Raw genomic sequence first — 22,390 nt, forward strand, 5'->3', positions numbered from 1 at the left:
TTGACCACCTTGAGGCGCTTGAGCGCGCGCGTCTTGCGCTGGCCCTTGCCGTTGGTGATGGTGTCGCGCAGGCTCTCAGCCTCGGCCACGAGGTCGAAGTCCTTCAATCGCTGTTGGATCGCCTGAGCGCCCATCGAGCCCTTGAAGTAGTTGCCGTAGCGGCGGGAGAGCTCGCGGTACAGCAGCTCGTCACCCTCGAGGTCCTGGACCTTGAGCCCCACGAAGCGGTCGAACACCGCATCAAGACGCTCAATTTCGGCGTCGAAGCGCTTGCGGATGTTAGCCATCTCGCGCTCGGCGCCGTCCTTGACCTTGCGCTTGGCGTCGGCCTTGGCGCCGTCGGCCTCGAGTTCGGCGAGGTCCTTCTCGAGCTTCTCGGCACGCTCGTTGATCCCGAAATCGCGGGAGTTGACCAGCTGCTTCTTCTCCTGCTCCAACTCGTTGCGCAGCTGCGGCAGGTCCTCGTGACGGCCGTCCTCGTCAACCTCGGTGACCATGTAGGCCGCGAAGTAGATGACCTTCTCCAGGTCCTTGGGGGCGAGGTCCAGCAGGTAGCCAAGTCGCGACGGCACACCCTTGAAGTACCAGATGTGCGTCACGGGAGCGGCGAGCTCGATGTGGCCCATGCGCTCACGGCGCACCTTGGAACGGGTCACCTCGACGCCGCAGCGCTCGCAGACGATGCCGCGGTAGCGGACACGCTTGTACTTGCCGCAACTGCATTCCCAGTCGCGGGTCGGGCCAAAGATCTTCTCGCAGAACAGGCCGTCCTTCTCGGGCTTGAGCGTGCGGTAGTTGATCGTCTCGGGCTTCTTCACTTCACCGTGTGACCAACCGCGGATCTCTTCCGCGGTGGCCAGGCCGATGCGCAGGTCGCTAAATTCATTCACGTCGAGCACTAGTGCGGCTCCCCTTAAATCTCGTCGACGCTGGAGGCGTCGGGACGGCTGGACAGAGAGATGCCGAGTGACTCGGCGGCCTGGTAAGCGTCGTCTTCGGACTCACGCATTTCGACCAGCTGGCCTTCCGCGTTGAGCACCTCGACATTCAGGCACAGCGACTGCATCTCCTTCATGAGCACACGGAACGACTCTGGGAGCCCAGGCTCCGGGATGTTCTGGCCCTTGACGATGGCCTCATAGACCTTGACACGACCGATGATGTCGTCGGACTTGATGGTGAGCAACTCCTGCAGCGCGTAGGCGGCGCCGTACGCCTCAAGGGCCCACACCTCCATCTCACCGAATCGCTGGCCGCCGAACTGGGCCTTACCGCCAAGCGGCTGCTGCGTGATCATCGAGTACGGTCCGGTCGAGCGGGCGTGAATCTTGTCGTCCACCAGGTGGTGGAGCTTCAAGATGTACTTGTAGCCCACCGCGATCGGCTCGGGGAACGGCTCACCGGAACGCCCGTCGTACAGGCGCGTCTTGCCGGTCGCGTCGAGCAGTCGGTCGCCATCGCGGTTCGGCCTCGTCACGGAGCGCAGGCCGGTGATGGTCTGCTCCGAGATGCCGTCGAACACCGGCGTGGCCACGGGCGTACCCGGCTCGGCCATGATCGACCCTGCCGGTACCGCCTTGACCCAGTCTTCCTTGACGCCCGAAGCGTCCCAGCCCTCGTGAGCAACCCACCCGAGGTGGGTCTCGAGAACCTGGCCGACGTTCATACGGCCGGGCACGCCGAGCGGGTTGAGGATGATGTCCACCGGGGTGCCGTCCGCAAGGAACGGCATGTCCTCCTGCGGCAGGATCGTCGAGATGACGCCCTTGTTGCCGTGGCGGCCGGCGAGCTTGTCGCCCTCCTGGATCTTGCGTCGCTGAGCGATGTAGACACGTACCAATTGGTTGACGCCCGCGGGAAGGTCGTCGCCGTCCTCCTCGGTGAACACGCGGACACCGATGACGGTGCCCTGCTCGCCGTGAGGGACCTTGAGCGAGGTGTCGCGCACCTCGCGTGCCTTCTCGCCAAAGATCGCGCGCAACAGGCGCTCCTCGGGCGTGAGCTCGGTCTCGCCCTTGGGCGTCACCTTGCCCACGAGGATGTCACCAGCACGCACCTCGGCGCCGATGCGGACGATGCCGCGTTCGTCGAGATCAGCCAGCACCTCTTCGGAGGCGTTGGGGATGTCGCGGGTGATCTCTTCCGGGCCCAGCTTGGTGTCGCGGGCGTCAACCTCGTGCTCCTCGATGTGAATCGAGGAGAGGGTGTCGTCCTGGACAAGGCGCTGCGACAGGATGATCGCGTCCTCGAAGTTGTGACCTTCCCAGCACATGAACGCCACGAGGACGTTCTTGCCCAAGGCGAGGTCACCCTGATCGGTGGCCGGACCATCGGCGATGACCGCGCCCACCTCCAGGCGTGTGCCCTCGTCAACGATGACGCGCTGGTTGTAGCTGGTGCCCTGGTTGGAGCGCTGGAACTTGGCGATGCGGTACGAACCCGTGGTGCCGTCGTCGTTCGCCACGGTGACCAGGTCGGAGCTGACCTCGGTGACGACGCCGGGCTTGGTAGCCACGACCACGTCACCTGCGTCAACCGCCGCACGCAGCTCCATGCCGGTGCCGACGAGCGGCGCCTCGGAGCGGACGAGCGGCACGGCCTGGCGCTGCATGTTCGCACCCATGAGGGCGCGGTTGGCATCGTCGTGCTCGAGGAACGGGATCAGCGCGGTGGCGACCGACACCATCTGGCGAGGCGACACGTCGATGTAGTCGACGGCCTCCGGCGCGACAAAGTCGACCTCTCCACCCTTGGCGCGCACAAGGACGCGCTCTTCAAGGAAGCCACGCTTGTCATCCACCTGGGCGTTGGCCTGGGCGATCACAAAACGGTCCTCGTCGTCTGCCGTGAGGTAGTCGACCTGGTCGGTGATCTTGCCCTTGACGACCTTGCGGTACGGCGTCTCAACAAAGCCGAGGGGATTGATACGACCGAAGGAAGCGAGCGAACCGATCAGGCCGATGTTCGGGCCTTCAGGGGTCTCAATGGGGCACATGCGGCCGTAGTGCGACGGGTGAACGTCGCGCACTTCCATGCCTGCGCGGTCGCGGGACAGACCGCCCGGGCCAAGCGCCGACAGGCGGCGCTTGTGGGTCAGGCCCGCGAGCGGGTTGTTCTGGTCCATGAACTGCGACAGCTGCGAGGTTCCGAAGAACTCGCGGATGGCGGCGACCACCGGACGCGTGTTGATCAGCGTCTGCGGCGTGATGGCCTCGACGTCCTGAGTTGTCATGCGCTCGCGGACCACGCGCTCCATCCGGGACAGGCCCGTACGGATCTGGTTCTGAATCAGCTCGCCCACCGCGCGAATGCGACGGTTGCCAAAGTGGTCGATGTCGTCAGTCTCGACAACGACCTCGCCGTTCGCGCCCTTGAGCGTCTTGTGGCCGGCGTGTGCGGCGGCGATGTACTTGACGGTTGCGACGATGTCGTCGACGCCCAGCACCGAGTCGTTCAGCGGCTTGGCAACGCCCAACTTCTTGTTGAGCTTGAAGCGGCCCACCTTCGCCAGATCATAGCGCTTGGGATTGAAGTAGAAGTTGTCGAGCAGGTTCTGCCCTGCCTCGACGGTGGGCGGCTCGCCTGGCCGCAGCTTGCGGTACAGGTCGACGAGCGCCTCGTCCTGCGTGTGGACCGTGTCCTTCTCGAGGGTTTCGAGCACCGAGGGGTACTCGGCGAATTCCTTGGCGATGTCCTCGTCGGACAGACCAAGGGCCTTCAGGAATAGGGTCACGGACTGCTTGCGCTTGCGGTCGACGCGAACGCCGACGGTGTCGCGTTTGTCGATCTCGAACTCGAGCCAGGCACCGCGCGATGGGATCATCTTCGCCGTGTAGATGTCCTTGTCGGACGTCTTGTCGGCCGTGGACTCGAAGTACACGCCGGGCGAGCGGACGAGCTGGGACACGACGACGCGCTCGGTGCCGTTGATGATGAACGTGCCGCGGGGGCTCATGAGCGGGAAGTCACCCATGAAGACGGTCTGAGACTTGATCTCACCCGTCGTGTTGTTCATAAACTCCGCGGTGACAAAGAGCTGTGCCGCGTAGGTGAAGTCCTTCTCCTTGCACTCCTCCGGAGTGTGGCGAGGATCCTCGAAGTAGGGGTCCGAGAAGGACAGGGACATGGTTTGTCCGAAGTCCTCAATCGGGGAGATCTCTTCGAAGATCTCCTGAAGTCCCGCAACCTCCGGCACGTCATTACGACCTGCCTTCCGTGCGGCTTCAATACGGGTTTGCCAAGCCTTGTTGCCCAGCAGCCAGTCAAACGACTCGGTCTGCAGCCCGATGAGGTTAGGAACCTCAACTGGCTCAGAGACCTGAGCGAATGAAACGCGGCGTGAGGCGGGTCGGTTGGCGAAAGCGGAATCGGTGCGCGAGGCAGCCAAGGGGTCGTCCTTCCCATGACGATGGATCGGTTCCGCGTTGCCTGAGCCTCGGCTCCACCGGATCCTGGGGCATCATCACTTCGGTAGTGGACGCTCGCCAGGTAGGCATATGAGGGCAGGGCAATAGACAGCGCAACCTCCTACGTTAGTCGTGGTTGCCATGTTCGTCAAGCGCGCGACGATAGACGATGCCCGGCCTGGCCGTCGAGGCTGGCCTCGGCGCGTCCGGGGACGACTCTGCGCAGGAGCCACATGCACCCCACCGCCGTGCGGTCCCACGGACGCTACTCCCCGAACCGTATTGATTTCCGACACGCCACCTCCGCGCCGTCATGCGGCACGCCCGCGGCATGTCGCCTTGGCCGGCGGTTCGTAGCGTCGGACGATGCACCTCGGCTCGGTGAGACCGGCGGTGGTGCAGCAACGGCACCTGCCCCGAAACGACACGGGCCGGACCACCCGAAGGTGACCCGACCCGTGCGCGCGTGGCTGGTAGTGCGAACTACTTGAGTTCGACCGTGGCGCCGGCGGCCTCAAGCTGAGCCTTGGCCTTCTCGGCGTCGTCCTTCTTGGCGCCCTCGAGGATCGTCTTGGGGGCCTCGTCGACGAGAGCCTTGGCCTCGCCCAGACCGAGGGACGTGAGGGCACGCACCTCCTTGATGACCTGGATCTTCTTGTCGCCAACGACGGTCAGGACCACGTCGAACGCGTCCTTCTCCTCGACCTCTTCGGCGGCGGCAGCGGCCGGAGCGGCAGCGGCGGCGGCAACCGGAGCGGCGGCGGTAACCTCGAAGGTCTCCTCGAAGGCCTTCACGAACTCGGAGAGCTCGATGAGCGTGAGCTCCTTGAATGCGTCGATAAGCTGCTCGGTGGTGAGCTTCGCCATGATGATGTCCTCTTCTCTTTACCTGCGGGAAGCAGTGTGGTGTGGGGTGCAGCCTTAGGCTGCGGATTCCTGCTTCTCGCGCAGGGCGTCGACGGTTCGCACCGCCTGAGACAGGGGTGCCTGGAAGAGGTACGCCGCACCAAACAGCGATGCCTTGAAAGCACCGGCCGCCTTGGCAAGCAGCACCTCACGAGACTCGAGGCTCGCGAGCATGGAGACATCCGCTGCGGAGAGCAACTTGCCCTCGAGGATGCCGCCCTTGAGGACGAGCTTGTCGCTCTCCTTGGAGAAGTCGCGAAGACCCTTCGCAGCCTCCACCGGGTCACCGGTGACGAATGCGATGGCCGTGGGACCGACGAAGAGGTCCTCAAGACCCTCCAAGCCGGCATCCTTGGCCGCACGCGCCGCAAGCGTGTTCTTCACGACCGCGTAGGTCGCGGTACCGCTCAGTCCCTTGCGCAGCTGCTTGAGCTGAGCAACGGACAAGCCGCGGTACTCGGTGACGTAGACGGCCGTTGCGTCACGGAACTGGTCCGCAAGCGCCTTGACTGTCGCCACCTTGTCTGGCGTCGCCATAGTTGTCCTTCCTTTAGTTACCACCGGGCCCGCCCCACACAACGAAAAAGCCCCGCGCAGGCGGGGCTGGGGGCCTCATGCGCACACACGAAGGGCGGCCACGTGGGCCGCCCAAAGTCTGCGCGCGAGGCGCCGTCAACTTCTCCTGCGCTGGTCTCCGCTGGTGCGGAACTTCGGCCGTTCCCGGTTTCCCGGGCCCGACGACCGGCGGTCTTGGGCCTGGCAAGCATACGGCACGGCGTCGGCGCCGCGCAAACGCGCATCGTCGCGGCCCGTGCGGAAGCACGAGTGCCCGGTCCCCAAGGGGAACCGGGCACTCGTGTGGCGCTGTGCGCGAAGCTCTACGCCTCGGCCTTGGCGGTGGCGTCCAGCGGGATGCCGGGGCCGTTCGTGGCAGAGATTGCGGCCTTGAGGATGTACTTGCCCTTCGATGCGGAAGGCTTGGAACGCAGCACCTCGTCGAGGAGAGTCTGGTAGTTCTCGAGCAGCTTCTGGTCGCCGAACGACGCCTTGCCCAGCACCGTGTGCAGGTTGGCGTGCTTGTCAACGCGGAACTCGATCTTTCCGCCCTTGATGTCGGACACGGCCTTGGTCACGTCCATGGTGACGGTGCCGGTCTTGGGGTTCGGCATGAGGCCGCGGGGACCGAGCACGCGGCCCAGGCGTCCCACCTTGCCCATGAGGTCGGGCGTGGCCACCACGGCGTCGAAGTCCTGACGGCCGTTCTGCACCTCTTCGATGAGTTCGTCGCCACCGACGATGTCGGCGCCCGCTTCACGAGCGGCGTCTGCCTTGTCACCGTTGGCGAAGACCAGAACCCGGGAGGTCTTGCCGGTGCCGTGCGGCAGGATGACGGTGGAACGGACCATCTGGTCCGCGTGACGCGGGTCGACGCCGAGCTTGAAGACGACGTCGATGGTCGAGTCAGCCTTCTTGGACGAGGTCTTCTGCGCGAGGCGAACCGCCTCGATGGGGCTGTAAAGTTGGCTCTTGTCGATGAGCTGTTCGCTATCGCGGTAGGCCTTGGAGCGCTTCATGTGCTTCTTCTTTCTCGAAGTCGTGGTGACGGGCCAGCGCTGGCCCTCCCACTGGGGTGTGTCAGTTACTTGATGGTGATGCCCATCGAACGCGCGGTGCCAGCAATGATCTTGGCGGCGGCGTCGATGTCATTCGCGTTGAGGTCATCCTTCTTCATCTCGGCGATCTCGCGCACCTGAGCCTGGGTCAGCGACCCGACCTTGTTGGTGTGCGGAACGCCCGAACCCTTCGCGACGCCAGCAGCCTTCTTGATGAGCTGCGACGCGGGTGGGGTCTTGGTGATGAACGTGAAGCTGCGGTCCTCGTACACCGTGATTTCCACGGGGACGATGTTGCCTCGCTGCGACTCGGTCGCCGCGTTGTAGGCCTTGCAGAACTCCATGATGTTCACGCCGTGCTGACCCAGTGCAGGGCCGACGGGAGGAGCCGGGTTTGCGGCACCAGCCTGAATTTGGAGCTTGATCAGGCCGGCAACCTTCTTCTTCGGGGGTGCCATTGGTCTTTCGGGTCCTTCTGTGTAAGTGGTGGCGGCTCACACCGCCTGAGTGGTTCGTTCTCGCTGGTCAGTACCGCTCAGACAATCTTCTGAACCTGCGCGAACGAGAGTTCGACCGGAGTTTCGCGGCCGAAAATGGAAACGAGGACGTGGAGCTTCTGGCTCTCCACGCTGATCTCGGAAATCGTGCCAGGAAGCGTCGCGAACGGGCCCTCGGTGACCGTGATCGCTTCTCCCACGTGGAAGTCGAGCTCGACCTGAGGACCGGAGCCGGAGTCGCCGCCCGCGTCCGCGGCCGACGATCCGGGCGCCGAAGGGGCCATCATCGAGTAGACCTCGTCAGGTGTAAGCGGCACCGGCTGGTGGGCGTGGCCCACAAAGCCGGTCACGCCGGGTGTGTTGCGCACCGCGCCCCAGGAGGCGTCGCCAAGTTCCATGCGCACCAGCACATAGCCGGGCATCCGTACGCGGGTGACCTGCTTCTTCTGGCCGTTCTTGTATTCGACAACCTCTTCCATGGGGACCTCGACCTGGAAGATGTAGTCCTCCATGTTGAGGCTCACCACGCGGTGTTCGATGGCCTGCTTGACGCGCTTCTCGTGACCGCTGTAGCTGTGGACGACGTACCAGTCGCCGTCCTGCATCAGCAGTGAGGACCGGAAGGCGACCTTCGGGTCGACCTCTTCCTCAACGTCGGCGGTGACCGAAGGCTCGTCGGTCGTGGTGAGCGCGTCCTCCTCGATCGCCGCTGCGGGCTCGGAGGGCACGGTGTCGTCATCGCCGTCGACCACCGCGTCCACTGGAGCGTCGTCGATGGCAACGTCGTCCACGGGCGCAACCTGCTCGGGCGCGACCTCGGCGTCGTCGACGGTCTCGACGGCGTCGTGGGGATCTGTGCTCACGTCTTTCCTTTCGTCTGGCTACTCGGCTAGTCGCCGAAAACCCACTTGGTCAGCGAGTTGAAGCCGAGGTCGAGCAGGAACGTCAGCGCCATCATGACGCCCACGAATCCGAGCACGACCCAGATGTAGTTGATGAGTTCCTCACGCGTGGGCGTCACCACGCGACGGAGCTCGGAGATCACCTGGCGCACGAACAACGCGATGCGTCCGAAGATATTGAGACCTTCACGCTCCTCGTGGCGTGGGTCCCGCTCTCCGGAATCCGTCACTGCAGATTCGCTCACCTTGCTCATTCCTTTGCTTGTGTGGTGCGGGAAGTCCCGCTCTACGCAGGGCAGGAGGGACTCGAACCCCCAACCGTCGGTTTTGGAGACCGATGCGCTACCAATTGCGCCACTGCCCTTCGGGGTGGTTGTGAACCCCAGGTGGTTCTCAACGGACAGCCGACCCCACGTGAGGGCATCCGATGGCCCGCATTTTGGGCGCGAGTCATCATGGCTTCTGTCAATCGCCGAAGTGCCATGTTACGCGGTTTGCGGTCCGAACGCGAACGACCGCATCGGACCCGTAGCGTGAAGTGGAACAATGTCACGCATGACTGCACCCGCTCGCCGCGTCTCTGCCCGCCTCGGCGCCATCGCGCCCTCCGCTACCTTGGCTGTCGATGCCAAGGCTAAGGCCCTCAAGGCCGCGGGCCGACCCGTCATCGGGTTTGGCGCAGGTGAGCCTGACTTCCCCACACCGGACTTCGTGGTCGAGGCGGCTATCGAGGCCGCGCGTGACCCCAGAAACCACCGCTACACGCCCGCTGCGGGTCTCCCCGACCTCAAGCAGGCGATCGCCGCGAAGACCCTGCGCGACAGCGGCTACGAGATCGACCCCGCCCACGTCATCGTCACCAACGGTGGCAAGCAGGCCGTTTTCCAAGCCTTCGCGTCGATCATCGACCCCGGCGACGAGGTGGTGCTTCCCGCGCCGTACTGGACCACGTACCCCGAGGCGATCTCCCTTGCCGGCGGAACCCACGTCGAGGTGTTCGCGGGCGCAGACCAGGGCTACCTGGTCTCGGTCGAGCAGCTGGAGCGGGCGCGCACCGACAAGACCAAGGCCCTGCTGTTCTGCTCGCCGTCCAACCCCACCGGCGCCGTGTACTCGCCCGAGCAGACCAAAGCCATCGGCGAGTGGGCCCTTGAGCACGGTATCTGGGTCATCACCGATGAGATCTATGAACACCTCACGTACGACGACGCCACGTTCAGCCCGATTGTTCGTGCCGTGCCCGACCTGGCCGACCAGGCCATCGTGATCAACGGAGTCGCGAAGACGTATGCGATGACCGGCTGGCGGGTGGGCTGGATGATCGCGCCTGCGGACGTCACGAAGGCCGCCGCCAACTTCCAATCTCACCTCACCAGCAACGTCGCCAACGTGTCTCAGCGCGCGGCGATCGCGGCCCTCGAGGGCGGCTTGGACGACGTTCACGCGATGCGCGCCGCCTTTGACCGCCGGCGAAAGACCATGGTGTCGATGTTGAGCGAGATCGACGGAATCACCATCCCGACCCCGACGGGTGCTTTCTACGCCTACCCCTCCGTTTCCGGTGTGCTGGGGCTGACGCTGCGCGGGCGACGCATCACGTCCAGCGCGGACCTCGCGGCGATCATCCTCGATGAGGCCGAAGTGGCGGTGGTTCCGGGCGAGGCGTTCGGACCCAGCGGGTACCTGCGGCTCAGTTACGCGCTAGGCGACGACGACCTGGAGGAAGGCGTCACGCGGATGCAGAAGCTGTTGGGTGAGGCGAAGTAGGTTCGCCGAAATCAGGGTGCGCATCGGCCGCGCGAACGATGGGAGCCCTCGGGTGACGCCCACTATCCTCGCCGTATGAGCACATCGGCCATCACCGCTTCTGGGCTCACGAAGCACTACGGCGACAAGCGCGCCGTTGACGGGCTCGACCTCGACATCCCCATTGGCGAGGTGTTCGCGCTGTTGGGACCCAACGGCGCCGGCAAGTCGACCACGGTGGAGATCCTCGAAGGGTTCCGCAAGCGCACCGCCGGCGATGTGCGCGTGTTGGGGGTCGATCCCCAGCACGCCGATCGCCGGTTCCGCGAGCGCATCGGAGTCATGCTCCAGTCGACATCGGATCGCGCGATGCTGTCCGCTCGCGAGGCGCTCACGCACGCCGCGCGTCTCTACGCACACCCTCGCGACGTCGACGAGACCCTGGAGGCGGTGGGGCTCACCGACAAGGCGGGCGCGAAGCCGCAGACGCTCTCGGGAGGACAACGACGCCGGCTCGACGTGGCGCTCGCCGTGATCGGCCGCCCGGAACTTCTCTTCCTCGACGAACCCACCACGGGATTTGACCCCGAGGCACGCCGACAGTTCTGGGGCCTCATTGAGGGGCTACGCGGAGACGGGACGACCATCCTGCTCACGACGCACTACCTCGACGAGGCGGAGTACCTCGCCGACCGCATCGGCATCATCGCGAACGGCAAGATGATCGCGCTCGACACCCCCAAAGCCCTCCGCGCCCTCAACCAGGAGAGCACCGTGTCGTGGATTGAGAACGGCGAGCACCGCACCGAATCCACCGTGGCTCCCACCGCACTGGTGGTGGAAATCGCGCAACGCCTGGGAGGCGAGATTCCCAGGTTGAGCGTCGTCCACGCGTCGCTCGAAGACGTGTACCTGGAGTTGATCCACGAGCAGAACGGGAAGAGCGACGCGTGAGCGCCACAGTTGACACCGCGAACACACGCGAGGCCCCGACCTGGACCAGCATGGCCATCGACCGCGTGCGGGTTGAACTCAAGGAGTTCCTGCGCACGCGCGAACAGATGGTTTTCGTCTTCCTGTTTCCCATCATGCTTCTGCTCCTGTTTGGTCAGATCTTCGGCGGTCAGGAGCTCGGCGACACCGGCGTCACGTTCGCCCAGTACTTCCTGGCTGGCATGATCGCCACCGGTATCCTCAACACCGGCTTCCAGTCGCTCGGGATCTCGATCGCGATCGACCGCGATGCCGATGCGCTCAAACGGATCCACGCCACTCCCCTGCCGCCGACGGCATACTTCGCCGGCAAGCTCGCTCAAGTCGTGTTCGTGTCGGTGGTCCAGTTGGCGATTCTGGTCGGCCTCGGCGTCGCGATGTACGGGGTGTCCCTGCCGCCCGATGCGGGCCATTGGTGGACGTTCGCGTGGGTGTTCGCACTCGGCACGGCGGCATCGGTCGCGTGGGGCATCGCGACGTCGTCGCTGCTCCGCAACGCGAAGGCGGCTTCCGCCATCCTGACACCCGTGGTGCTGGTGCTGCAGTTCACCTCAGGCGTGTTCGTTGTCTTCTCTCAATTGCCGACCATGTTCCAGACCTTTGCGGAGTTCTTCCCCCTGAAGTGGCTCGCCCAGGGCATGCGGTCCGTGTTCCTGCCGGAGATCTTCGCGTCGCAAGAGGTGCGGTCCTCGTGGGAGCACCCCGTCACGGCAATCGTTCTCGCGGCGTGGGCGATCGCTGGCCTCGCGATCGCGGTGCGCACGTTCCGCTGGATGCGACACGACGACAACTGATTCGCGCTGACCTACTGCCCGCGAATTGAACTGGCGAGCGCCTCATCGGTCTGCTGCAAGGCATCAGCGGCCTGCCTGAGAAAGCCGCTCAGTCCATCAAGCGCCGAGACCGCCGCGGTGGCCGACTGTGTGAATTGCGCGTACTGCTCGTGAAACGCGCCCGACGATGCGGACGTCACGTAGCCGCCGGACACCAGGTTGTCGATCAGGGCCTTGAGTTCCATGAGTCGACTCTCGAGGTCGCCCTTGCCGTTGATGAGGTGATTGCCAGCGTTGCGCAGATCGTCATAGGTGACGTTGAGATTCGCCATCGGGATTCTTCCTTTCGTCGCCACCCCCATGGCGGCTGGTTCCGAACCTAGCGGGGCCTGCGCCGCTGGTTCGGGTCCGCGTCAGATTCTGGGGATAACCGCCCATCCACGAGGGGGACCTGCACCGTCTCGACTCGACCCGAGTCGATCCACACCCCGCGCCCAGCAGGCATGGCGGACCGTGGCTGGCGAGGCGTCACCGCCGAGAACAGCATCTGGGCGTCGGCCCCTTCGGGAGCCAACAGCAACCCGCGCCGCGCGCCCTTCAACTCCGCAACGAGCGGCCCGCTACCCCAGCCGTGAACGTCGGCCTCGCCAACAATGAGGTGGCCCTGCCGGCGCGCCTGCCTGATCGCCTGCACCAGCGGTCCGTCGCTCATCGACACGCCGAAGTCCTGGACGTTCTCCAGGCACACCACCATCTGCGCGTCTCCGTCGGCAGGCCTGTTCAACTCGGCGCCCCACCGCGCAAGAAATTCCGCCCCGGCCGATGCTCCACTGAAGGAGTCCGACCAACAGGGCAGGGCGCCGATACTCGTGCGACGCTGCGTCAGGTGGACGATGTGACGCCGGGGGAAGGCCCGAGAGATCGCCGTGGCCATCCATGCCATGGCACACGTGCGCCCCGTTCCGGCCTGGCCCGCGATCATGATGGACCGGTCGAGGCCAAAACCCCGCGGCTCGAGGCTGACCTCTTCGATGCCCAGCACTGGCAGTCCATCCACGTGGGTGGGCATGGCGGACCCATTGACCAGCACAGGCATGCGCGGAATCGTGGGCGGGCGCTGATCCGGATCCACCCGGGCCGTGGCCGCGAGGAGTTCGATGGCCTTCGCCTGCTCGTTGACGCGCCCATTGCCACCCCACACGCCCACCTGCAGCTCCAGTCGAGTCGTCACGTCAACGCCTCGACCGGCGGGCGACTGCGCACCGAGTCCGGTCTTGCCCAGGCCCAGCATTCCGTAATGGTTGTCGTCGTTGAGTCGCAAGACGACCGTGCGCGACACCAACGCTTGGGTGGAGGTGTGGAGCGCGCCGACGCGGTCGGCGGACATCACCACGTGCACTCCCACTGCGCGCCCCTGTGCGAGCACCTCCTGGAAGTCGGCGAACGCCTGGTGTCGACCAGGCTCGTTCATGTACTCCGCTTGGAACACGCCGTACCCGTCGATGAGTAGCAGGACGCGCGCCAGAGGCGGCACGCCTGCGGTCTCGCCATACTCGATCAGGTTCGAAGCCCGCACGTTCGTGAATCGAGTGGATCTCTCCCGAACCAGGTCCGCCAGCCGCTTCATCATCCGGCCAACCCGTTCGCCGTCATCGACGCCGACGACGTCTGCGACGTGCGGCAGTGGCCGGAGCATCTCGAGCCCGCCGCTTGCGGCATCGAGGCCATAGATCTGCACGGGAGCCGTTCCTGAGCCGAGTGTCGCGCCCACGGCAATCGTTCGCAACGCCGTCGACTTGCCAGCACCGGAGCCACCGAGCACCACCAGGTTGCCATCCCGGTCGGGCTCATACACGGCAAGGTGCTGTTCCTGACGCGACGGGTTGTCGACAAGACCAAAGACCACTCCCGTTCGCGAGCGCGCACGGCCCGCCAGGTCAGCAAGGTCGTAGGTTTCAGACAGCTCGTCGAGCCATGGGCGACGTGGCGACGGCGCACCCAGCCGCGTCATCGCCTGGCGCATGGCGTGGACCATCCGCCGAGCGTCCGGCTCGCCCTCAGCGTGCGCTGGCACGGCGACCTGAGAAACGTGCCACGCCGCCACCGTGCCCATGGCGGCTTCGTGAACATCGAGTGGCGGGGGACCCGCTTCGGCGGTCGAGCACGCGCCCGCGTACGCGGCTTGAAAGGTGTCGACACGGCCCGGACCCGTGCGCGCCAAGACGCGACCGGGGAGCGATGGATCCACGTGCGCGGCATCACGCACCCCCAGAATGTCGGAGGAGTCCGCCTCATCGGCCATCCGCAAGGCAATCCGCAGGTTGGTGTTGGCGCGAAGGCTGTCTTTGATCACTCCCGCGGGGCGTTGAGTGGCCATGATGAGGTGGAGTCCCAGTGACCGTCCCCGCTGGGCGATGTCGACGATGCCGTCGACGAAATCGGGCACCTCCTTGACGAGCGCCGCGAATTCGTCGATGACGATGACCAAGCTCGGCGGAACGTCGGCAACGCCCAACCTGCCGAGGGTCTCGAGGTCCTTGGCCCCCTTTGCTGCGAGCAGTCGCTCCCGGTAGCGCAACTCCGCACGCAGCGATGTGAGTGCGCGCTCCACAAGGTGCGGCGTGAGATCCGTGACGAGCCCTACGGAGTGGGGCAAATTGACGCAGTCCGAGAATGCGGAGCCGCCCTTGTAGTCGACATAGAGGAAGGTGACGTGGTCCGGACCATGGGCCGCCGCCATACCCAGGATCCACGTCTGCAGGAACTCGGACTTGCCCGCTCCGGTGGTACCTCCCACCAGGGCGTGAGGACCCTGCGTCTTGAGGTCGAGGTAGACGGGGCCGTCGCCCGAGTGACCCACCAACGCGCGTAGCGAGAACGGCCGCCGAGATCTGGCCGCCGGGGCCGTGTCCCGCAGCCACTGGTGCTCATGGCACGCCGGATCGAGCGCATCGAATCCATGAAGTTCGAGAATGGAGACCGCGGACGGAATGCCTGCGATGCCCGCCACGACGGCGCCCGCGTCTTCCACACATGCGAGTCTGCGTGCCGCGTCGGTGGCCTCCTGCAGTGACAGAGAATCGGGGGCGACCGGCTCGTCGCACCCGCCGCGGCGCACGTGGCCGACCATCGCGGACCCGTCGCCATGCACCTCGACAAAGGAGCGGCATGCGGCCGGGACCCGGGAAAGATTCGGCGCGAGCCACACCAGGTGCACGTTGACGTCGGGTCCCTTCTCCGCCAACCGCATCAGACGGTTTCTGTCCGCCACCGCATCATCCTCGACGACGACCACGATCGCGGGCAATCGCGGAGGTTTCGGCGCCGCGCCGCTCACGTCGGATCGTGGCTCCGGGACCACATCCGCGATGTCGGCGCCGTGACGCGCGCAGACGATGCCCTCGAGCTCGGCGAGCAGCCGAGCAGACCCTTCTCGCGAGTCGGCGAGGTGATCCGAGCCCACCGGAGACACGGGCGACGCGCAGTGCGGGAGCCACCACAACCACGCCCAGTCTCGACCCGAGGCGGGTGACGCGAACGCCACCACCACCACCTCGAGTGGCGAGTGCATCCCCGCCAGGTGCGTCAGGATCGCGCGCGCCACTGCGCGGATATTGAGGACGTGCCCGGCCAGTCCCACGTTGGCCGACCGACGCAAGTCCACCGTGATCGGCACCGATGACACGTTCCTCATCGCGTCCTCGGCGTCCTGCAATCGACGCCAGAAGCCGGGGTACGACTCGCCGCGCGTGGGCATGACGACGCCGACCGTGGACGGGGAGTCGCCCACCCCGACCCGCACCACCAGAAACTCGTCATGCTCGGGGCGTGTGGTCCACAACAACGGCGAGAGAGTGCTGATCGACTCCTTCACCTCGCCGAGGCTCGGCGAGCGGGCCGTGCGAGCCTCGCGTTCGGCGACGTGGGCGGACTCGACCTCACGCCGCGCCTCACCAAGGGACGAGTCGAACGCGACGGTGGCGTCGCGAAGCTCCCGCCTGAGAACGCGTCGCGAGTCCCACCACGTGCCGATCATCATCACGGGAGCCATGGCGACCAAGAGCAGCGAGAGGACCCTGCCCGTGATCACAAACATCGCGGTTCCCAGGACGATGGGCGTCAGGAGGGCGACGCCAGGGAATCGGCGCGGCGTAGGCGGCGCGGGCGGTTGAGGTAACTCCACCGCCCGCTGTGGCAGCGGCGGCAGCACTCGTGGTGATCGGGTCACGGGCGCCGTGGGCGTGGCGGGAACCACGTGATGGATCGCCTCGGACCGAGACACCTCAAGCACCGTCGCGCCGACCTCTACCCGGTCCCCGGGTAACAAGGTCGCCCGGGTGACGTATGCCGTTCCCAGCGCCACGCCCCGCGTGGATCCCAAGTCGACCACTTCGAGTGACTCGCCTACGAGCAGTCGGGCATGGCGCCGCGACGCGATGGCATCAGACAGGCGCACGGACGCGTCCAGGTCTCGACCTATGGTGTGAGAACCGGCGCCCAGCGCAAAGGTCTTGCCCGCATCGGGCCCCTCCACGACGGTCACGGTTGCGACGATTCGCGGACCCATCAGCTCGGCCGCGTGCGCGGACGGGATGATGTCGATGTGGTCTCCCGAACGGATGCCTGAGGAGTCGAGATCAAGGTCACCATCGACGGGTCTCGGCGCCGCGTCAGGACCTGAGGACAGCGGGGTGACGAGCAGCGTCGGGTCTTCCGGAGCCTGGGCGCCCGAGCGCGACGGATCGGCGGCAAAGAGTTGCGCCGCAACGTCTCTCACCGTGGCGCCCTGCGGGGCCGTGATCGCAAGTTTCGCGTGAGACCCGTCCGCCGTGGCCAGACTGAGCTTGAGTGCCATACGCCCCTCCCCCCGCCAACGGGATTATGGCCGACGCGCAACCGCCCGTGCGGGGCGGCGTCCGATCTGTGGAAAACGTCGTTCGCGTGGCCGATGTGCTGACCGCCCCGGCCGGTCTAGCCTTACGTCCATGACGGCTCGGTGGAAGCGCGGAGGCGATGCGGGCATCGCCGCCGCGTTCGCCCTCCTGGCCCTCCTGTCTGCGCACGCCGTCGCCAACAATGTCGAACTGGAGTACCGAGAATTCGATACCTGGGGTTACATCCTGGTGGTCGCACAGGCGTTGCCGCTCGCGTGGCGGTCGGTCGCGCCGCGGACGGTGCTGTGGATCGTCACGGCGGTGTTCTTTGTGACCGCAGGCGTCGGGTATCCCGCCGATGCCTCGTTCTTCCCGTTGATCGTGGCGCTGTACACCGTGGGGGCCTCGCTGCCGCGCCACCAGGCCTTCGTGCACGGCGGCGCGGCAGGCGGTGTCATTCTTACGTGGACGTGGGTGGGCGCCGTCGCCACCGACTACGTCCCATGGACCGCTCCCATGACAGTCGCGCTCGGCGTGATCCTGCCGATCCTGTTTGGACTCACTGAAAGACGCCGACGCGAGAGGCTCACCGCGTTCGAATTGTCCGCAGAGCGGCGCCAACAGGCCGCACGCACCGCTGCGGCGGACGCCGTGCGCGCCGAGCGCGCCCGCATCGCGCGTGAACTTCACGACGTGGTCGCCCACGAGATGACGGTCATGACATTGCAGGCGGAAGGTGCGCGACGCCGCATTGCCAAGACCGATCCCGACGTGGCGGACGCGCTCGCCACCATTGCCGATTCGGGTCGCAAGGGGCTTGCCGAGATGCAGCGCATGATCGGCGTGCTGCGCACCTCTCAGAGGGAGCTGGAGGACGAGGCCGCCGAACTCACCGGCCGCACCCGGGAGCCCGCCTTGGTGGGCACCACCGATCAGGACGATCTCGCCCCCATGCCGTCCCTCGCGGCCATCCCGGCCCTGGTCAAGCAAGTGGAGGACTCGGGGCTGCCCGTACGCCTGACGATCACCGGCACGAGCCACGTGCCCGCCGGAGTTGAACTCAGCGCCTATCGCATCATCCAAGAGTCCCTGACCAATGCGCTCAAGTATGCAGGGCCGGGCGCCACCGCCACCGTGACGGTACGTCGGCGCAGAGACGCCGTGGCGGTCACGGTCGAGGATGACGGACGAGGAGTCATCTCTGACGCCGTCCTGTCCCCGGGGGGCAACGGACTGGCAGGCATGAAGGAGCGCGTGGCTGCACTCGGTGGGCACATAGAGTTGGGAGTCAGAAGGGGTGGCGGCTATCGGGTACACGCTTGGCTCCCCGTCTCTGACGATCAGGTCGGGGCGCAGCGCGCGAAGCGCGAGGAGGAGGGGCCGTGATCCGAGTGGGCCTGGTCGACGACCAGCAGATGGTGCGCGTCGGCTTGAAGATGATCCTCGAGTCGGAAGACGACATCGTGGTGTGTTGCGAGGCGGCCTCGGGCGAGGCGGCCATCGCTGGCGTGGCCGAGCACCGGCCCGACGTGGTCCTGATGGATATCCGCATGCCCGGAATGGACGGCCTGGCGGCGACCCGTGAGGTGCTGAGGGTCGCCCCCGACGTGCGCGTCGTCATCCTCACCACGTTCGACGACGACGAGTACCTCTACGGATCCCTTCGCGCCGGCGCTTCCGGCTTCTTGCTCAAGAGCGCCGACGGCGACAGCCTGGTGAACGCCGTGCGTGTGGTCGCTGGAGGCGAGGCGCTGTTAGCCCCCGAGGTGACGCGCCGCGTGATCGAACAGTTCGCGCGTGGACCGGTCAAGGGCGCGGACGAGGCGGGGCAGGCTTCCGCGCCGCTCGCGGCCATGGTCGCGACTGACGTGGGACCGGCCGACGCCTCCGCAGCGCCGGCGGACCACGTCCCCAGCCCCGAGGCCATCGGCGACCTGTCGGACCGCGAGGTGCAAGTGCTCCAACTTATGGCACGTGGAATGTCGAACCAAGAAATCGCGAAGGAACTCTTCGTCTCCAGCACCACCGTCAAGACGCACGTCAGCCACATCCTGACCAAGTTGGGAGTGCGCGACCGCGTCCAGGCGGTCGTCGAGGCCTACGACTCCGGCATCGTGATACCCCGTCCATAGCCTGGACCCCACACCGCGTGGGGGACATGCCTCGGGGTTTCCCTGGCATCGTCCGAAGGGACGATCCGCAACAACCCTCCCATTGGCCGATGCCCCGCGAGCCCCTGAGTCGTCACACTGATTCCGGCATCATTGAAACACCCTCACGAAAGGCACCACCCCATGACCGCCATGGAAGCATCCGTGCAGACGCCCATCGCGGCGTCGATGCGAGACGGATACAAGGACTACGGCTTCGGCGACACCGCGGTGCGCGCGCTCGATGGCATCAGCGTAGACATGAAGCGCCACGAGTTCACCGCCATCATGGGCCCATCCGGCTCCGGCAAATCGACCCTGCTGCACACCCTCGCGGGCCTCGACCGCCTGACCGCCGGGAGCTCGCTCATCGCCGATGCGGAGATCCAGAGGCTTTCCGAGGCGCAGGTCACCGAGATCCGCCGCAACTACATCGGCTTCATCTTCCAGTCCTTCAACCTGATCCCGTCGCTCAACGGTCGCGAGAACATCACCCTCCCGTTGGACATCGCCGGCAAGAAGGTCGACAAGGAATGGTTCGACGAGATCATCCGCATCCTCGGACTCGGCGACCGCCTGACGCACCTGCCCGCAGAGCTGTCCGGCGGCCAGCAGCAGCGCGTCGCCGTGGCCCGCGCGCTGGTGGCCCGGCCCGAAATCATCTTCGCCGACGAGCCCTCCGGAAACCTCGACTCGCGCTCGGGCGCCGAACTTCTCGGATTCATGCGCCGCGCCGTCAAGGAGTTCGGCCAGACCATCGTCATGGTCACGCACGACCCGACCGCCGCGTCGTACGCCGACCGCATCCTCTTCCTCGAAGACGGCAAGATCGTCGACGAGATGCGCGAGCCGACCGCCGAGAAGGTCCTCGACCGCATGAAGCAGATGGGGCACTGATACCCGATGCTCAGACTTGCTCTCAAGTCGGTTCGGCATCACCCCAAGCGACTTATTCTCACGGCACTCGCCGTCGCCCTTGGCGTCGCGCTCGTGTCCGCGACGCTGACGTTTACGTCCGCGCTGTCGCGCGGCTTCACCGACCTGTTCGGTGACATCTACGGCTCGGTCGACGTCATCGCCGAGCCCGCCCCCACCGAAGGCGACCAAGCAGACTTTGGCGCCGACGGCACCGACGCGCTCTTTACCGCTGCCGACGTCGACGCCATCCGGCAGATCGACGGCGTGAAGTTCGCCGAGGGCACCGTCGGATACGAAGAGGGTCAGGTCCTCAACGCCGACGGCGACGGACCGCTCGGTGAGGGCGCTCCCACTCTCATCTACCGGTGGTCCGGTATCCCCGAGATTGACGGTTCGACCATCATCGACGGCGTCGTTCCCGCTGCGGATGGCGAGGTCGTCGTCGACGTCGACACGTACGCCAAGCTCGACCTGGCGCCCGGCGACACCGTCAAGGTCGCCACCAGGTTGGGCGTGAAGGAACTCACCGTCACCGGATCCATCCGCTTCGGAGACAACAACGAATTGCAGACTGCCAACCTCCTCTTTGCTAACGAGGCCACCATCCGGGGCCTTGCGGGCGGCTTTGAGGGCTACACCGACGTCCAGGTGGTGGCGGTAGATGGCGCCAGCCCGGATGCGATCGCTGCGGCGATCACACCACTGTTGCCTGAAGGCACCCGCGCGATCACCTCACAAGACAAGATCGCGGAACAGGTTGACTCCTTCAATGACGCGCTGAACATCATCGACGTCTTTGCGCTGATCTTCGGCCTGGTGGCGCTGTTCGTGGGGGCGTACATCATCGTCAACACGTTCAGGATCATCGTGACGCAGCGCACCCGCGAATTTGGGCTGCTCCGAGCGATCGGCGCGCAGGGCTCTCAGATCCGCAACTCCATCCTCGTCGAATCGATCGTGGTCGCCCTCGTGGGAGCCACGTTCGGCGTCCTGATCGGCTGGGGCCTCGCCCTTGCCGGAGGCGCGATCGTCGAGATCTTCAGTGGCAATATCCTCGGACCCCTTCTGCTGCCCGGGAAGGCGCTGCTGTGGAGCTACTCGCTCGGCATTGCCGTCACGGTCGTGGCCGCTCTCCTCCCGGCCATTCACGCGTCTCGCATCTCTCCGATGGAGGCGCTGCGTGAGGCCGGCACCGCGGGCAAGAAGTCGCTCGTGGTGCGCAACATCGTGGGTGGTGCGATGGCGCTACTCGGTGTGGCGGCCGTACTGTTCGGCCTCTATGCCACTCCGCCCAAGCCGTACTGGTGGGTAGGCGCCGGCGCCGTGCTGGTCGTGCTCGGCGTCACGCTACTCGCGGCGCAAGTGATCGTGCCGCTCGCTTACGGGTTGCGCGGAGCGCTCACTAAGGTGTGGGGCGTCAACGGCAAGCTTGCGGCCAACAACATCCACCGCGAACCTCGCCGCTCGGCCAACACGGCCGCGGCGCTGATGATCGGCGTGATGCTGCTGGCTCTGGTGGCGACGTTCACCGAGTCGCTGAAGGACACGTTCACCTCCCAGTTCGCCACCAACCAGGCGGAACTCCTCGTTCCGCCGACGGGGGGGCCCATCCCTCAAGGCGCCATTGACGTGATCGCCGGCACCGACGGCGTCGACGCGGTGGCCCGCTTGGCCGTGACGAGCACGACGTTCGACGGCGAGACCTACGCCACCAGCATCATCGACGCGGAAATATTCGACGGCTTGTTCGACATCAACATCGACCGGCCGATCGGCGACCTCGGCGACGGCGTGTTCATCGACTCGGGCTTGACGGCCTTGGGTTACGGCGTGGGCGACACCATCACCCTTGAGGGCACAGACGGCACTGAAACACTCACGGTGACTGGCCTGTACCTCAACGAGGGCGACCAAGCGTTCCTTGTCGATTGGTCAGTGGGTCAGCGGCTGGAGTCGGACCCGACGATCTTCCAAGCTCTCGTCAACTTTGACGAGAACGCGGACATTCAGGCCACCACGGACGCAGTCACGGAGAATCTCAAGACGGACTTCCCGCTGGTCCAGCCGCAATCACCTGGTGACATCGAGCAGTTCTTCAACCAAGCGCTCAACATCCTGTTGGGCGTCATCTCCGGTCTGCTGGGCGCCGCCCTGCTGATCGCGATCCTGGGTGTGGCCAACACCCTGCTGCTATCGGTCACGGAGCGCACCCGCGAGATCGGCCTGTTGCGGGCCGTGGGTGTGACCCGCAAGGCCGTGTGGGGCATGATCACGCTCGAGTCCGTCGTGATGGCTGTCTTCGGAACGATCCTCGGAATCATCCTGGGCGTCGGCCTGGGCGCGGCACTCGTCGATTCGCTCGGCGAGTACGGTTTCGAGCGAGTGGTGGTGCCGTGGATCTGGATCGCCGTCTACACGGTGCTGTCCATGATCGCGGGGGTCCTGGCCGCCATCTGGCCCGCCTGGCGTGCATCCAAGCTCGACATCCTCGAGGCCATCGCGGCCGACGGATAGGCGATCGCCTGCACTGAGGCAACCACCGCACGGAGGGCTCGGACTGGCCCTGACCCCGTTCAGTGGACACGGGGTTATGCGGCTTCTTGAAAGTCCGC

The 22,390-nt window shown here is 65.8% G+C and carries 16 protein-coding genes, 1 tRNA gene and 1 pseudogene; 7 read left to right on the plus strand and 11 right to left on the minus strand.

Annotated elements, in window-relative coordinates; genetic code table 11:
• The 9 genes and pseudogenes from QZZ29_RS07270 to QZZ29_RS07310 all read right to left on the minus strand — a co-directional run.
• Positions 1-899 (minus strand): annotated as a pseudogene (locus QZZ29_RS07270) (DNA-directed RNA polymerase subunit beta'); the annotation flags it as partial.
• A gap of 14 nt (positions 900-913) precedes the next feature.
• A complete protein-coding gene (rpoB, locus tag QZZ29_RS07275; protein WP_291382326.1) occupies positions 914-4,387 on the minus strand; it encodes a DNA-directed RNA polymerase subunit beta in 3,474 nt (1,157 codons plus the stop codon).
• Between the two features lie 502 nt (positions 4,388-4,889).
• Entirely contained in the window at positions 4,890-5,273 is a 384-nt protein-coding gene (gene rplL, locus QZZ29_RS07280; RefSeq protein ID WP_291382327.1) for a 50S ribosomal protein L7/L12, read from the minus strand.
• 54 nt (positions 5,274-5,327) lie between these two features.
• Entirely contained in the window at positions 5,328-5,849 is a 522-nt protein-coding gene (gene rplJ / locus QZZ29_RS07285; protein ID WP_291382328.1) for a 50S ribosomal protein L10, read from the minus strand.
• A gap of 341 nt (positions 5,850-6,190) precedes the next feature.
• Positions 6,191-6,886 carry a 50S ribosomal protein L1 gene (gene rplA / locus QZZ29_RS07290; RefSeq protein ID WP_291382329.1) on the minus strand — a complete coding sequence of 232 codons (696 nt, stop codon included), beginning with the start codon at positions 6,884-6,886 and terminating at the stop codon, positions 6,191-6,193.
• A 65-nt stretch (positions 6,887-6,951) separates the two neighbouring features.
• A complete protein-coding gene (rplK, locus tag QZZ29_RS07295; protein ID WP_291382330.1) occupies positions 6,952-7,383 on the minus strand; it encodes a 50S ribosomal protein L11 in 432 nt (143 codons plus the stop codon).
• Between the two features lie 77 nt (positions 7,384-7,460).
• Positions 7,461-8,285 carry a transcription termination/antitermination protein NusG gene (nusG, locus tag QZZ29_RS07300; protein WP_291382331.1) on the minus strand — a complete coding sequence of 275 codons (825 nt, stop codon included), beginning with the start codon at positions 8,283-8,285 and terminating at the stop codon, positions 7,461-7,463.
• A 26-nt stretch (positions 8,286-8,311) separates the two neighbouring features.
• Positions 8,312-8,578, minus strand: a complete 267-nt coding sequence (gene secE / locus QZZ29_RS07305) for a preprotein translocase subunit SecE (RefSeq protein WP_291382332.1) — start codon at positions 8,576-8,578, stop codon at positions 8,312-8,314.
• Positions 8,579-8,615: 37 nt separating this feature from the next.
• Positions 8,616-8,688 (minus strand) — tRNA-Trp (locus tag QZZ29_RS07310).
• A 191-nt stretch (positions 8,689-8,879) separates the two neighbouring features.
• On the opposite strand from QZZ29_RS07310, the gene QZZ29_RS07315 reads away from it, so the two are divergent.
• The 3 genes from QZZ29_RS07315 (at position 8,880) to QZZ29_RS07325 (ending at position 11,857) form a co-directional block, all read left to right on the plus strand.
• Entirely contained in the window at positions 8,880-10,091 is a 1,212-nt protein-coding gene (locus QZZ29_RS07315) for a pyridoxal phosphate-dependent aminotransferase (RefSeq protein ID WP_291382333.1), read from the plus strand.
• A gap of 75 nt (positions 10,092-10,166) precedes the next feature.
• Positions 10,167-11,024, plus strand: coding sequence for an ABC transporter ATP-binding protein (locus QZZ29_RS07320; protein WP_291382334.1), 858 nt, complete (start codon positions 10,167-10,169; stop codon positions 11,022-11,024).
• Complete coding sequence (locus QZZ29_RS07325) at positions 11,021-11,857, plus strand: ABC transporter permease (RefSeq protein WP_291382335.1); 837 nt, start codon at positions 11,021-11,023, stop codon at positions 11,855-11,857. The genes QZZ29_RS07320 and QZZ29_RS07325 overlap by 4 nt, the downstream gene beginning before the upstream one ends.
• An 11-nt stretch (positions 11,858-11,868) precedes the next feature.
• On the opposite strand, the gene QZZ29_RS07330 is transcribed toward QZZ29_RS07325, so the two are convergent.
• Entirely contained in the window at positions 11,869-12,168 is a 300-nt protein-coding gene (locus tag QZZ29_RS07330) for a WXG100 family type VII secretion target (protein ID WP_291382336.1), read from the minus strand.
• A 47-nt stretch (positions 12,169-12,215) separates the two neighbouring features.
• Complete coding sequence (locus QZZ29_RS07335) at positions 12,216-16,691, minus strand: FtsK/SpoIIIE domain-containing protein (protein WP_291382337.1); 4,476 nt, start codon at positions 16,689-16,691, stop codon at positions 12,216-12,218.
• A 130-nt stretch (positions 16,692-16,821) separates the two neighbouring features.
• Between QZZ29_RS07335 and QZZ29_RS07340 the strand changes: the two genes are divergently transcribed.
• From QZZ29_RS07340 to QZZ29_RS07355, 4 genes are all read left to right on the plus strand, one after another.
• Positions 16,822-18,096, plus strand: a complete 1,275-nt coding sequence (locus QZZ29_RS07340) for a histidine kinase (protein ID WP_291382338.1) — start codon at positions 16,822-16,824, stop codon at positions 18,094-18,096.
• Positions 18,093-18,842, plus strand: a complete 750-nt coding sequence (locus QZZ29_RS07345; protein ID WP_291382339.1) for a response regulator transcription factor — start codon at positions 18,093-18,095, stop codon at positions 18,840-18,842. The genes QZZ29_RS07340 and QZZ29_RS07345 overlap by 4 nt, the downstream gene beginning before the upstream one ends.
• A gap of 162 nt (positions 18,843-19,004) precedes the next feature.
• The gene (locus tag QZZ29_RS07350) at positions 19,005-19,757 is read left to right on the plus strand and encodes an ABC transporter ATP-binding protein (protein ID WP_291382340.1); all 753 of its coding nucleotides are present in this window, start codon (positions 19,005-19,007) and stop codon (positions 19,755-19,757) included.
• Between the two features lie 6 nt (positions 19,758-19,763).
• Positions 19,764-22,292: an ABC transporter permease gene (locus QZZ29_RS07355; protein ID WP_291382341.1), complete on the plus strand. Its 2,529-nt coding sequence runs from the start codon at positions 19,764-19,766 to the stop codon at positions 22,290-22,292.
• Positions 22,293-22,390 lie beyond the last annotated feature (98 nt).

Source organism: Demequina sp., from assembly GCF_016278765.1.
GTDB lineage: Bacteria > Actinomycetota > Actinomycetes > Actinomycetales > Demequinaceae > Demequina.